The organism is Citrobacter sp. RHBSTW-00986 (assembly GCF_013783065.1).
Lineage (GTDB): Bacteria > Pseudomonadota > Gammaproteobacteria > Enterobacterales > Enterobacteriaceae > Citrobacter > Citrobacter braakii.
The window spans coordinates 1505348-1519047 of the sequence record NZ_CP056200.1 but is presented as its reverse complement, the minus strand read 5'-3'; the positions used below and the strand labels follow the sequence as shown (position 1 = coordinate 1519047).

At 51.0% G+C, this 13700-nt stretch carries 13 protein-coding genes; 7 read left to right on the top strand and 6 right to left on the bottom strand.

What is annotated here, in order from left to right; all coding sequences use genetic code 11:
- Positions 1-33: 33 nt before the first annotated feature.
- Both HV345_RS07455 and xapA read right to left on the bottom strand, forming a co-directional pair.
- The gene (locus tag HV345_RS07455; RefSeq protein WP_181636442.1) at positions 34-1290 is read right to left on the bottom strand and encodes a nucleoside permease; all 1257 of its coding nucleotides are present in this window, start codon (positions 1288-1290) and stop codon (positions 34-36) included.
- A gap of 56 nt (positions 1291-1346) precedes the next feature.
- Positions 1347-2180: a xanthosine phosphorylase gene (xapA, locus tag HV345_RS07450; RefSeq protein ID WP_131379735.1), complete on the bottom strand. Its 834-nt coding sequence runs from the start codon at positions 2178-2180 to the stop codon at positions 1347-1349.
- Between the two features lie 256 nt (positions 2181-2436).
- Between xapA and HV345_RS07445 the strand changes: the two genes are divergently transcribed.
- Entirely contained in the window at positions 2437-3198 is a 762-nt protein-coding gene (locus tag HV345_RS07445; protein WP_016153918.1) for an outer membrane protein OmpK, read from the top strand.
- 25 nt (positions 3199-3223) lie between these two features.
- On the opposite strand, the gene HV345_RS07440 is transcribed toward HV345_RS07445, so the two are convergent.
- On the bottom strand, positions 3224-4150 hold the full coding sequence (locus tag HV345_RS07440; protein ID WP_016153919.1) for a LysR family transcriptional regulator: 927 nt from the start codon (positions 4148-4150) through the stop codon (positions 3224-3226).
- An 89-nt stretch (positions 4151-4239) separates the two neighbouring features.
- Between HV345_RS07440 and HV345_RS07435 the strand changes: the two genes are divergently transcribed.
- Entirely contained in the window at positions 4240-5238 is a 999-nt protein-coding gene (locus HV345_RS07435; RefSeq protein ID WP_016157086.1) for a bile acid:sodium symporter family protein, read from the top strand.
- Here HV345_RS07435 and HV345_RS07430 read toward each other — a convergent pair.
- The 3 genes from HV345_RS07430 to zipA all read right to left on the bottom strand — a co-directional run bounded on the left by HV345_RS07430 (position 5235) and on the right by zipA (position 8540).
- Entirely contained in the window at positions 5235-5453 is a 219-nt protein-coding gene (locus HV345_RS07430; RefSeq protein ID WP_016153921.1) for a DUF3820 family protein, read from the bottom strand. The genes HV345_RS07435 and HV345_RS07430 overlap by 4 nt on opposite strands.
- A 1-nt stretch (position 5454) precedes the next feature.
- The gene (gene ligA / locus HV345_RS07425) at positions 5455-7470 is read right to left on the bottom strand and encodes an NAD-dependent DNA ligase LigA (protein WP_049282268.1); all 2016 of its coding nucleotides are present in this window, start codon (positions 7468-7470) and stop codon (positions 5455-5457) included.
- A 71-nt stretch (positions 7471-7541) separates the two neighbouring features.
- Entirely contained in the window at positions 7542-8540 is a 999-nt protein-coding gene (gene zipA, locus HV345_RS07420; protein WP_016153923.1) for a cell division protein ZipA, read from the bottom strand.
- Between the two features lie 230 nt (positions 8541-8770).
- Here zipA and cysZ point away from each other — a divergent pair, with 230 nt between their 5' ends.
- From cysZ to crr, 5 genes are all read left to right on the top strand, one after another.
- Complete coding sequence (cysZ, locus tag HV345_RS07415; protein WP_016153924.1) at positions 8771-9532, top strand: sulfate transporter CysZ; 762 nt, start codon at positions 8771-8773, stop codon at positions 9530-9532.
- 163 nt (positions 9533-9695) lie between these two features.
- Complete coding sequence (gene cysK / locus HV345_RS07410) at positions 9696-10667, top strand: cysteine synthase A (protein ID WP_005121957.1); 972 nt, start codon at positions 9696-9698, stop codon at positions 10665-10667.
- A gap of 383 nt (positions 10668-11050) precedes the next feature.
- On the top strand, positions 11051-11308 hold the full coding sequence (gene ptsH, locus HV345_RS07405) for a phosphocarrier protein Hpr (RefSeq protein ID WP_002913505.1): 258 nt from the start codon (positions 11051-11053) through the stop codon (positions 11306-11308).
- Positions 11309-11353: 45 nt separating this feature from the next.
- Entirely contained in the window at positions 11354-13081 is a 1728-nt protein-coding gene (gene ptsI / locus HV345_RS07400; protein WP_181636441.1) for a phosphoenolpyruvate-protein phosphotransferase PtsI, read from the top strand.
- Between the two features lie 40 nt (positions 13082-13121).
- A complete protein-coding gene (gene crr / locus HV345_RS07395) occupies positions 13122-13631 on the top strand; it encodes a PTS glucose transporter subunit IIA (RefSeq protein WP_000522253.1) in 510 nt (169 codons plus the stop codon).
- Positions 13632-13700: the final 69 nt, after the last annotated feature.

Sequence of the window (13700 nt, the reverse complement as noted above, 5' to 3'; positions counted from 1 at the left end):
AATGGCGAGAATCCTCTCGCCAGTTAAATAAATTTAATGAGCCAATGATTTGGTCGACAATTTGTCTGGCTGGTGCTGATACTTAAAGAACAATGCAAAGACAACAGCCAGCGCCAGCGCATACGCGGCAAACACCAGCCAGATGGTTTGCCAGTCTTTAACGCCATCTATAGAAAAATAATCCACGGCAATACCACTTAAAATTGATCCAATCCACGCACCAACACCGTTAACCATCGTCATAAACAGCCCCTGAGCGCTGGCACGAATGTTTGAGTCAACCTCCTGCTCGACAAATACTGACCCGGAAATGTTAAAGAAATCGAACGCACAACCGTAAACGATCATCGACATCAGCAGCAGCACAAAACCGAACGGAGAAGGATCGCCGAAGGCAAAGAAGCCAAAGCGCAGCGTCCACGCCAGCATGCTCATCAGCATCACCGTTTTAATGCCAAAGCGTTTAAGGAAGAATGGAATAGTGAGGATAAAGCCCACTTCCGCCATCTGAGAAACAGACAGCAAAATGGAGGGATACTTCACGACAAAGCTGTCAGCAAACTCAGGATTACGGGCAAAATCATGCAGGAACGGATTACCAAAGACATTGGTTATTTGCAGCACAGCTCCCAGCATCATGGCAAACAGAAAAAAGATTGCCATACGCGGGTTCTTAAACAGCACAAACGCATCCAGCCCCAGTTTACTGGCAAGCGTGGCAGATTCTTTTTTCTGCGCAACAGGAATTTTCGGCAACGTCAGTGCATAAAGCGCGAGCAGCAACGACGCACCGGAGGCGATATACAATTGCGCGTTGCTGAGCTCCAGGCCCATCAGGCTCACCGTCCACATGGCCACAATAAAACCTATCGTGCCAAAAACACGTACGGGTGGAAATGCCGTCACAGGATCCTGACCCGCTTTCGCCAGACAGGAATAGGAAACACTGTTCGATAACGCAATCGTCGGCATATAGGCCATCGCGTTAACTAACATCACCCAGAACATGGTATCAGAATCGGTAACAGTGGTGGCATACAGCAACACGCCAGCGCAGACCAGGTGGCACAGCATATAAACGCGTTCGGCACGCAGCCATTTGTCAGCGATAATCCCCATAATGCCAGGCATAATAATCGCTGCCAGCCCTTTCGAGCTGTATACCATACCCACATTTGCACCGGTAAAGTGTAGAGTGTTAATCATGTAAGAACCCAGGGTAACCAGCCAGCTACCCCAGATAAAATATTGCAAAAACGACATGATTTTTAAGCGGGACGTAATACCCATTTTTTATTCCTTGCCGTGAGATAAGGCTCCCAAAAGGAGCCTTTTCTATCGTGTTTTTAGGCCAGCTTGCGTAAAAATCCGCAAATCAGATTAATAAAGTTCTGACGGGAAAGTTCAGCCGCAGCCAGCGTTTGCGCATGGGACAGTTTTACATCTCCTAACCCTTCCGCCAGATTGGTGATCGCAGAGACGGCAACCACGCTGAGGCCACAATGACGAGCGGTAATGACTTCCGGCACCACTGACATTCCGACCACATCGCCGCCAATAATCTGCATCATGCGTATTTCTGCCGCGGTTTCGAAGTTAGGTCCCGGATAAGAAACAAATACGCCTTCGGTGAGGGGGAATCCCTCCTCTGTCGCAACGGTCTGAAGAATGGCGCGGTAATCTGCATCGTAAGCATTTGCCAGAGAGAAGAAGCGATCGCCAAAACGATCATCATTCGCGCCGACCATCGGCGTGCCCGGCATGGTGTTAATATGATCGCGTAACGCCACCAGACTTCCTGGACCAACTTCCGGACGCAGAGATCCTGCCGCATTGGTACAGAACAACACTTCACAGCCCAGTAATTTCAGAGTGCGAATGGCATCGGTCATAACCGTCATACCCCGACCTTCATAAAAATGGCCACGCCCTTTCATACACGCAACAGGAATGCCCGCCAGATGCCCGAGTACCAGTTCTCCTGCATGACCGTGAACGGTGCTCACAGGAAAACCAGGAAGTTTTTCATAAGAGATAGCGACCGCATTTTCAATTTGCTCCGCCAGCGCCCCCAGGCCGGAACCCAAAATAAACGCGACTCGCGGGGTAAACTCCGGTGTGTGTGCACGAATAATATCAACACAATATTCAGGATTATGAGAAAAAAAATCGTGAGACATAAGTATCCTTGTTCTATCGGGTTAAATTTGACTCCTTTTTTATAACGACCTTCGCCCTGCACTGACCAATACACTTTTCACGTGCCATCAATAGTCATTTGATATCGATAGATTTAGATCGCTTCTGTATTAATGAAGAGACAAAAAAGTATTGGTGGTTATCTGCTCTTCATATTAAAAATATGACGCTTTCATTTTTATAAATTACTTATTTTTAATTAAACCATTAATAACTATTGGCATAGGGAAATATGCTATGAAAAAAAACCTTACTCTGACACTCTCTTCTTTACTCATTATTCCCGCGTTATCCCATGCGGAATTTAAAAGTGGATTCGCCGATATCGGCCTGCATTATCTCGACTGGACATCAGAAACTACAGAAAAAACCAGTAAAAAATCCCATAAAGATGACTTTGGGTATCTGGAGCTTGAAGGCGGAGCGAACTTTAGCTGGGGAGAAATGTACGGCTTCTTCGATTGGGAGAATTTCTACAATGGCCGTCACGCTAAACCCGGCAGCGAACAGCGTTATACTTTCAAAAATACCAACCGTATCTATCTCGGTGATACAGGATTAAACCTCTACCTCCATGCTTACGGGACTTACGGTTCACCGAATCACGCTAACTTCCATGATGATATGTTTCTGTATGGGTTAGGTTATAACTTCACCGGCAATGGGTACTGGTTTAAACCCTTTTTTGCCAAACGTTATACCGATCAGACCTATTACACCGGGGATAATGGTTATGTCATGGGCTGGGTGGCCGGATATAGCTTTCTGCTGGGCAGTGAGAAATTCAGTGTGACGAACTGGAACGAATACGAATTTGACCGCGATGCAACCTACGCTGCTGGTAATGGCGGTAGGGATGGAATCAACGGTGCTGTCGCATTCTGGTGGAACGCGACGCCACATCTGACCGCTGGAATTCAGTATCGTTACGCTGATAATAAACTGGGTGAATCATTCCTGCAGGACGGTATTATTTATTCTCTTAAGTACTTGTTTTAACGCATTACTCCAGCCGGGCAGAGAATCATAACTGATACAACGGATCGCGGGCGCGGGCTGCGGTTAATTCACTGGCCTGCATACGCACCACATCCCACAGCGCCTGAGCAGCGGTTGATAAAGAGCGGTTTTTACGTCGGGCCAGCATCAGTTGCCGTTCAACAACCGGCGTCAGGCGCTTAACCTGCAAGTGACTGCCCTGCGGTAAGGGGAGCGCCAGCGCGGGCAGCACGCTGATGCCAATCCCCGCCTCAACCATCGGAAACAGCGTGGCGGGATGGCCTATCTCCTGAACGATATTGGCATCAATGGAAAAATGGGCCAGCGCAGCGTCGATCAGCGGTCGACTACCGGAAGCATAATCCTGTAGCACCAGGCGTTCGTGATACAAATCCTGCCAGTTCACCCACTCTCGTTGGGCTAACGGATGATCCTGGCGACACAGCAGCAGGAACGGTTCGGACAGCACGGCTTCACACTGCAAATCGGTGACTGCGCCGGGATCAATCACAATGCCAAAATCCACTTCTCCCTGGCGAATACTCTCCAGCACCCACTGCTGTGGCCGGTCATGCAGCACAAAATCGATAGCCGGATAAAGCTGATTACTCTGGGCAATACACTGCGGAATAAGATGAGCAGAGATCGTCTGGCTGGCGGCAACCCGCACCGTGCCGGTTAACTGCGTTCCTACCTGTCCGGCTTCGCGCAGCGTGCTGTGCAATTCATCCAGAATACGTTCCAGCCGCGCCGCCAACTGGTGTCCGGCCTCCGTCAGCACCACTTCCCGCGTCGTTCTGTCCAATAACCGCACACCCGTCTGCCCTTCCAGCTCTTTTACACTATGGCTGACCGCCGACTGGCTTAAGCCGATGATATCCCCCGCCCGGCTAAAGCTTTTGGCCTGAGCGACGGTGACAAATATACGCAACTGACGCAAAGAGTAATTCATCTATTCGATTCATATATGGATGCAATAAATCAATTTTATTTCTCAAACGGAAAAAAGCAAAATGTTACTACCGAATTTCAGGAGTCTTTATGAAACTTTTTCGTATTCTTGATCCGTTCACGATAACACTGATTACCGTTGTTTTGCTGGCGTCCTTTTTCCCGGCCGAAGGTAGTTTTGTGCCTTTCTTTGAAGGCTTAACCACCGCCGCCATTGCCCTGCTGTTTTTTATGCACGGAGCGAAACTCTCGCGTGAAGCCATTATTGCCGGTGGTAGCCACTGGCGTTTGCATCTGTGGGTGATGTGCAGCACGTTTGTTGTCTTCCCGGTTCTCGGCGTTCTGTTCGCCTGGTGGGCGCCGGTCAACGTTGACCCGATGCTGTACACCGGTTTCCTGTACCTGTGTATTTTGCCTGCCACTGTGCAGTCAGCCATCGCTTTTACGTCGCTGGCGGGCGGTAACGTTGCCGCCGCCGTTTGTTCTGCTTCGGCCTCCAGTCTGCTGGGTATTTTTCTCTCGCCGCTGCTGGTAGGGCTGGTGATGAATATGCACGGCGCAGAAGGTAGCCTGGAGCAGGTGGGAAAAATCATGTTGCAGCTGCTGCTGCCGTTCGTGCTGGGTCACCTTTCACGTCCGTGGATTGGAAACTGGGTTTCTCGACATAAAAAATGGATCGCGAAAACGGATCAATCCTCTATTTTGCTGGTGGTGTACTCCGCCTTCAGTGAAGCCGTCGTTAACGGGATCTGGCACAAAGTGGGGGTGGGTTCACTGCTGTTTATCGTGGTGGTCAGCATCATACTGCTGGCAATCGTGATTGGCATAAATGTCTTTGTTGCGCGCAAATGCGGCTTTAACAAAGCTGATGAAATCACCATTGTGTTCTGCGGTTCGAAAAAGAGCCTGGCGAACGGGATCCCAATGGCAAATATTTTGTTCCCAACTTCGGTGATTGGGATGATGGTGCTGCCGTTGATGATCTTCCATCAAATACAGCTAATGGTGTGCGCCGTGCTGGCGCGTCGCTACAAGCAACAGACGGACGCATTGCAGGCGCAACAGAAAAGCCGCGCCGCGAAGGCTTAAAGAGGACGTTTCAGGGGCTGCACCAGTTGCGTCAGCCCCTCAGTTTTAATCAGCAGCGTGATTTGCATCAGCTCGCCAAGCTTGCCCGGCGGGAATTCATCCTTACGGGCAAACCACAGCAGATACTCTTCCGGGACATCAATCAACCGACGCCCTTTATATTTGCCAAAGGGCATCACAGTATTGGCGATGTCAACCAGCTGCTCTTTTTCCATCTCAGGCACCCAGTAAGCGGATCATTTCAGCTTCATCGATCACGGCAATACCCAGTTCCTGTGCTTTTGCCAGTTTCGAACCCGCCGCTTCACCGGCAATCACCAGATCGGTTTTCTTCGACACGCTACCGGCCACTTTTGCACCTAACTCGGTCAGTCTCGCTTTGGCGTCATCGCGCGACATCAGGCTCAGGCTCCCGGTCAGCACCACCGTTTTACCTGCGAAGGGGCTGTCGATTTCTTCAGCGTTAATGACCACCGGCGCTGGCCAGTGGATCCCCTGCGCCAACAGTTGAACAATTACCTCGCGGTTGCTCTCTTCGGCGAAGAAATTAAACACGTGCGTCGCCACCACAATGCCGACATCCGGCACTTTTTGCAGCTCTTCAATGGAAGCGGCTTCCAGCGCGTCGAGCGTGCCAAAATACGCCGCCAGACCAGCAGCCGTGGCTTCGCCGACTTCACGAATGCCTAGCGCATAGAGGAAACGGGCAAACGTGGTTTCTTTCGCTTTTTCCAGCGCATTGACCACGTTTTGCGCCGACTTCGGCCCCATACGATCAAGCCCCGTCAGTTTACCGGCGGTCAGGGTGAAAAGATCCGCCGGGGTGTGGACATACTCTTTCTCGACCAGTTGATCGATAATTTTGTCGCCCATACCGTCAACGTCGAGCGCGCGGCGAGAAACAAAGTGTTTCAGCGATTCCTTACGCTGTGCCCCACAGATTAAACCGCCGGTGCAGCGGGTGACCGCTTCGCCTTCCACACGTTCAACATCAGAGTTACAAACCGGACAATGCGCTGGAAACACAATTTCGCGGGTATCTTCCGGGCGTTCAGAAAGCACGACGTTCACCACCTGCGGGATGACATCGCCCGCACGGCGAATGACGACTTTATCGCCAATACGCAACCCCAGACGCTCGATTTCATCAGCGTTATGCAGCGTTGCGTTACTGACCAGCACCCCGGCAACCTGGACCGGCTCAAGGCGGGCGACGGGCGTAATCGCCCCGGTACGTCCAACCTGAAACTCAACATCGCGTACGAAAGTCATCTGCTCCTGCGCCGGGAACTTAAAGGCCACAGCCCAGCGCGGCGCGCGGGCAACAAAGCCCAGTTGCTCCTGCAACGCCATAGAGTTGACTTTGATCACCACGCCATCGATATCAAATCCCAGCGTTGGTCGGTCTTCTTCAACCTTGTGATAGTAAGCAAGTACTTCCTCCGGGGAGTCGCAAAGCGCCACTCTGTCGCTTACCGGCAGGCCCCACTCTTTAAATTGCAGCAGGCGGCCCAGATGGGTATCTGGCAGCACGCCGCCTTCCAACACACCAACGCCATAGCAGAAGAAAGTAAGCGGTCGCTTCGCTGTGATACGCGGATCGAGCTGGCGCAATGAACCGGCCGCTGCGTTACGCGGGTTAGCAAACACTTTGTTGCCAGTGCGGCGGGCCTCTTCGTTAATTTTCTCAAATCCGGCCTGCGGCAGGAACACTTCACCGCGCACTTCCAGACGTGAAGGGATGTTTTCGCCACGCAGTTTTAACGGGATCGCGCGAATGGTGCGCACGTTAGAGGTAATATCCTCACCCGTGGTGCCATCACCACGCGTTGCGGCGCTGACCAGCACACCGTTTTCATACAGGATACTGACTGCCAGGCCGTCCAGTTTCAGTTCACAGCACCAGGTCAGTTTATCGGTACTCTTTAACCTATCCTGCACGCGCTTGTTGAAGGCGAGAAAACTCTCTTCATCAAACACGTTATCCAGCGACAGCATCGGCACTTCATGACGAATCTGGCTGAACGCGGTTAACGGCGCGGCGCCAACGCGTTGGGTTGGCGAGTCGGGGGTAACAAGGTCCGGATGCTGCGCTTCCAGCTCGCGCAGTTCGCGCATCAGGCGATCGTATTCCGCATCGGGAATTTCCGGCGCGTCCATCACATGGTAGAGATACTCATGATGGCGAAGCGTGGTTCGCAGTTCTGTCAGTTGTTGTTCGATTGATTCCATATCGCACCATCAATGATAAAAAACCCCCGACAGGCGGGGGTTTAGAAAGGAAATGTCACGCCAGAGGAAAATCAGGCGCGAGATTCTTTAACTTCGCGGATGCGGTCCTGATACTCGCGCAGTTTCTGCGGCGTCATCATGCGACGTTGATCGTCGAGCACCACACCACCCACTTCATCGGCAATGTGCTGTGCGGACTGCAGCATCAGCTTAAAGTTTTGCAGCTCGTCCCCGTAGGACGGAACCTGCATAAAAATAGTCACACCAGGGGTGCTGAAGTCGCCCGTCATTTCTGGGTCAAACGTTCCCGGATTAACCATATTAGCGAGGCTGAACAGCGACGGGCCGCTGCCATCCGGGCTCAAATGACGATGGAAAATATTCATATCGCCAAATTTGAAACCGGCCTGCTGAATGCTGTTGAGCAGCACTTCCCCGTTGAGCTCGCTACCATGATGAGCCGCAACGTTCATAATGATGACCGCTTCTTTACGCTGCGGTTTTTCAGCAACAGGCGCTTCTTCTACTACCGGCTCGGGCTGCGGTTGATGTTCAACAACAGGCTCTGCTGGCTGGAAGGTCTGCGGCGCAGGTTGCGGTGCCTGCTGAGCAGGTTGCTGAACCTGCGGGGCAACAGGTTGCTGCACAGGTGGCTGCTGAACAGGCTGATGTTGCACCGGCTGCTGCGGTTGTACAGGCTGCTGCGGCTGCTGAACATGCGGCGGCGGTACCGGCGCTTGTGCAGGCTGCTGCGCAGGCTGACGCGGCTGAGCAGACGCATAAGGCGGCTGGTACTGGTGTTGCGGCGACTGAGGAGGAACACCATGTTCCTGCGCATTACCGGGAGCATGATTCACACGATGAACGCGAACTTCACCCACGCCTTCGTCTTCCTCGACGTTGTCGTCGAACGAATCCTCGTCTTCACGTTTAGACTTCATGCGTTTCAGTGGGCGATCGCGGAATATAGAAGACCGCTCTTTACGGCTAGTCCAAAAACCATGTACCAGTAAAGCGATTATGGCGATCGCGCCAACAATGATTAATATCAGACGCAAATCCTGCATCATTATATTCTCTGTTGTTCTAACACCTTGCCACCACGGCAAACATTTACTCACTAAGAGTATTTGTCGATTACGCCAAGTGCAAGTGTACTCTTGGCTTTCACGGCATAAAGATGAACAAAATTGTGCTTTTTGCTGTTTTTTCGAACATTTCCGAACAGCTTAACGCTCAACAACCCGGTAAGATACGCACAGTTTACCAGAGCTTATATAACAAGGAGTACGTCCTGACCATGGTTTCATCATCTGCAGTTGTACCTCGCAGCGGCCTTTATTACTTTTCTCAGGGATGGAAGCTCATCACCCAACCGGGCATTCGTCGTTTTGTTATTCTGCCTTTGCTGGTGAATATCCTGCTGATGGGCGGCGCATTCTGGTGGTTATTTACACAACTCGGTAACTGGGTTCCCGCGCTGATGAGTCACGTCCCTGACTGGCTTCAGTGGCTCAGCTATTTATTGTGGCCGATTGTGACCATTTCCGTGCTGTTGGTGTTCGGCTACCTGTTCTCCACTATCGCCAACTGGATCGCCGCACCGTTTAACGGTCTGCTGGCTGAACAGCTGGAAGCGCGCTTAACGGGCGCAACACCGCCCGACACCGGCATTCTCGGCATTATGAAAGACGTTCCGCGCATTATGAAACGCGAATGGCAAAAGCTGGCGTGGTATCTCCCGCGCGCCTTCGTGTTGCTGATTCTCTATTTTATTCCTGGCATTGGGCAGACCGTCGCCCCGGTCCTGTGGTTCCTGTTCAGCGCGTGGATGCTGGCCATTCAGTACTGCGATTATCCTTTTGATAACCATAAGGTGCCTTTTAAGGAGATGCGCGTCGCGCTGCGCACGCGCAAGGTGACCAATATGCAGTTTGGCGCATTGACCAGCCTGTTCACCATGATTCCGGTGCTCAATCTGTTCATCATGCCGGTAGCAGTTTGTGGTGCCACGGCGATGTGGGTAGACTGCTATCGTGCTAAACATGCGTTATGGAAGTAATGCAAAAATGTGTAAAAGCGGGCTGGCTTATGCCCGCTCTTATTCCATACTGCTACGCATTATTTCTCATCAGCATATAGATATGCGAATTCCTTACTTCCCCATACTTTCTCAACAGGTATGCTGAAGCGGTATCCCAATTTCATACAGTTAAGGACAGGCCATGAGTAAGATTTTTGAAGATAACTCGCTGACTATCGGTCATACGCCGCTGGTTCGACTGAACCGTATCGGTAACGGACGCATTCTGGCGAAGGTGGAATCACGCAACCCAAGCTTTAGCGTCAAATGCCGTATCGGTGCCAATATGATTTGGGATGCCGAAAAACGTGGTGTACTGAAACCGGGCGTTGAGCTGGTAGAACCGACCAGCGGCAACACGGGGATTGCGCTGGCCTACGTTGCCGCCGCCCGTGGTTACAAACTGACTCTGACCATGCCGGAAACCATGAGCATTGAGCGCCGCAAGCTTTTAAAAGCGCTGGGCGCGAACCTGGTGCTGACTGAAGGCGCAAAAGGTATGAAGGGCGCAATTCAGAAAGCGGAAGAAATCGTAGCCAGCGATCCGGAAAAATTCCTGCTGCTGCAGCAGTTCAGCAACCCGGCGAACCCGGAAATTCACGAAAAAACCACCGGCCCGGAAATCTGGGAAGATACCGATGGCCAGGTTGATGTCTTTATTTCCGGTGTCGGCACCGGCGGTACGCTAACTGGCGTGACCCGTTACATTAAAGGCACTAAAGGCAAAACCGATCTGATTACCGTCGCGGTAGAACCTACTGACTCCCCTGTTATCGCCCAGGCATTGGCGGGTGAAGAACTCAAACCTGGCCCGCATAAAATTCAGGGTATTGGCGCGGGCTTCATTCCTGGCAACCTTGATCTGAAGCTTATCGATAAAGTCGTTGCCATCACCAATGATGAAGCTATTTCTACCGCGCGCCGCCTGATGGAAGAAGAAGGTATTCTGGCGGGGATCTCTTCTGGCGCAGCCGTGGCTGCCGCGCTTAAACTCCAGGAAGATGAATCCTTTACCAACAAGAATATTGTGGTTATCCTACCGTCATCGGGTGAGCGTTATCTGAGCACTGCACTGTTTGCCGATCTCTTCACAGAGAAAGAACTGCAACAGTAATGCCAGCATGTTAAAAACGCGTAAAAAAGCACCCTTTGGGGTGCTTTTTTGTGGCCTGCTTCAAATTTTCAACTCTCCTGGCATTGATTCAACCCGCCGGAACTGGTATTTAACCAAACTAATTATTTTGATGCGCGAAATTAATCGTTACAGGAAAAGCGCTAGCTGAATCGATTTTATGATTTGGTTCAACTCTTCCTTTCGCGGCATAATGTTTAATGACGAACGAAACGTCAGCGGCAAGAAGTTGCCAGCAACGGATTGCACCGAACTCCTTTTGTGTCGCGTCCAGTTTACGCCGATGCTAACAATACAGGCTAAAGTTGAACCGCCAGGCTAGACTTTAGTTCCACAACACTAAACCTATAAGTTGGGGAAATATAATGTTCCAGCAAGAAGTTACCATTACCGCTCCGAACGGTCTGCATACTCGCCCTGCTGCTCAGTTTGTTAAAGAAGCAAAAGGCTTTACTTCTGAAATTACTGTGACTTCCAACGGCAAAAGCGCTAGCGCCAAAAGCCTGTTTAAACTGCAGACTCTGGGCCTGACTCAGGGTACCGTTGTCACCCTGTCCGCAGAAGGTGAAGACGAGCAGAAAGCAGTTGAGCATCTGGTTAAACTGATGGCTGAACTCGAGTAAGTTCAACGAGTTCTTTTAAATATCAGTCACAAGTAAGGTAGGGTTATGATTTCAGGCATTTTAGCATCCCCGGGTATCGCTTTCGGTAAAGCATTGCTGCTGAAAGAAGACGAGATCGTCATTGACCGGAAAAAAATTTCTGCCGACAAGGTTGATCAGGAAGTTGAACGTTTTCTGAGCGGTCGTGCCAAGGCATCTGCGCAACTGGAAGCGATCAAAACCAAAGCTGGTGAAACGTTCGGTGAAGAAAAAGAAGCCATCTTTGAAGGGCATATCATGCTGCTCGAAGATGAGGAGCTGGAGCAGGAAATCATAGCCCTGATTAAAGATAAGCACATGACGGCTGATGCAGCTGCGCATGAAGTTATCGAAGGTCAGGCCACAGCCCTTGAAGAGCTGGATGATGAATACCTGAAAGAACGTGCGGCTGACGTACGTGACATCGGTAAACGCCTGCTGCGTAACATCCTGGGTCTGGCTATTATCGACCTGAGCGCTATTCAGGAAGAAGTTATCCTGGTAGCCGCAGACCTGACCCCGTCAGAAACCGCACAGCTGAACCTGAACAAGGTGCTGGGTTTCATCACTGACGCGGGCGGACGGACTTCCCATACTTCTATCATGGCGCGTTCTCTGGAACTGCCTGCCATCGTAGGTACGGGTAGCGTCACCTCTCAGGTTAAAAACGACGACTATCTGATTCTGGATGCCGTAAACAACCAGGTTTACGTCAATCCGACCAACGAAGTTATTGAGCAACTGCGCGCCGTTCAGGAGCAGGTTGCTAACGAGAAAGCGGAACTTGCTAAGCTGAAAGATCTCCCGGCTATCACGCTGGACGGACATCAGGTAGAAGTTTGCGCCAACATCGGTACCGTTCGTGACGTTGAAGGCGCTGAGCGTAATGGCGCCGAGGGTGTTGGTCTGTACCGCACCGAATTCCTGTTCATGGACCGTGAATCGCTGCCGACTGAAGAAGAACAGTTTGCCGCGTATAAAGCCGTTGCTGAAGCCTGTGGCTCTCAGGCGGTCATCGTCCGTACCATGGACATCGGCGGCGATAAAGAGCTGCCGTACATGAACTTCCCGAAAGAAGAGAACCCGTTCCTGGGCTGGCGTGCCGTACGTATCGCCATGGATCGTAAAGAGATCCTGCGTGATCAGGTTCGCGCTATCCTGCGCGCCTCTGCTTTCGGCAAACTGCGCATCATGTTCCCAATGATCATCTCTGTTGAAGAAGTGCGCGCACTACGCAAAGAGATCGAAATCTACAAACAGGAACTGCGCGACGAAGGTAAAGCATTTGACGAAAGCATTGAGATTGGCGTGATGGTGGAAACACCAGCAGCGGCAACAATTGCGCGTCATTTAGCCAAAGAAGTTGATTTCTTTAGTATCGGCACCAATGATTTAACGCAGTACACCCTGGCAGTTGACCGTGGTAATGATATGATTTCACACCTTTACCAACCGATGTCGCCATCTGTGCTGACGCTGATCAAGCAAGTTATTGATGCTTCTCATGCGGAAGGCAAATGGACTGGCATGTGTGGTGAGCTTGCAGGCGACGAACGTGCTACACTTCTGTTGCTGGGGATGGGTCTGGACGAATTCTCTATGAGCGCCATTTCTATCCCGCGCATTAAGAAGATTATCCGTAACACGAACTTCGAAGATGCGAAGGTGTTAGCAGAGCAGGCTCTTGCTCAACCGACAACGGACGAGTTAATGACGCTGGTTAACAAGTTCATTGAAGAAAAAACAATCTGCTAATCCACGAGATGCGGCCCAATTTACTGCTTAGGAGAAGATCATGGGTTTGTTCGATAAACTGAAATCTCTGGTTTCTGATGATAAGAAAGACACCGGAACTATTGAGATTGTTGCTCCGCTCTCTGGCGAGATCGTCAACATCGAAGACGTGCCGGATGTAGTTTTTGCTGAAAAAATCGTTGGTGATGGCATCGCTATCAAACCAACCGGTAACAAAATGGTCGCCCCTGTTGATGGCACCATCGGCAAAATCTTTGAAACCAACCACGCTTTCTCTATCGAATCCGACAGCGGCATTGAGCTGTTTGTTCACTTCGGTATTGATACCGTTGAACTGAAAGGCGAAGGCTTTAAGCGCATCGCTGAAGAAGGTCAGCGCGTTAAAGTGGGCGACCCGGTTATTGAATTCGATCTGCCGCTGCTGGAAGAAAAAGCCAAGTCTACCCTGACTCCGGTTGTTATCTCCAACATGGACGAAATCAAAGAGCTGATCAAACTGTCCGGTAGCGTGACAGTGGGTGAAACTCCGGTTATCCGCATCAAGAAGTAATTCTTGCTGCAGAGAAGAATGGCGCCTGATGGCGCCATTTTTTTATCTGGCAGACCTCAAAATCTGCCG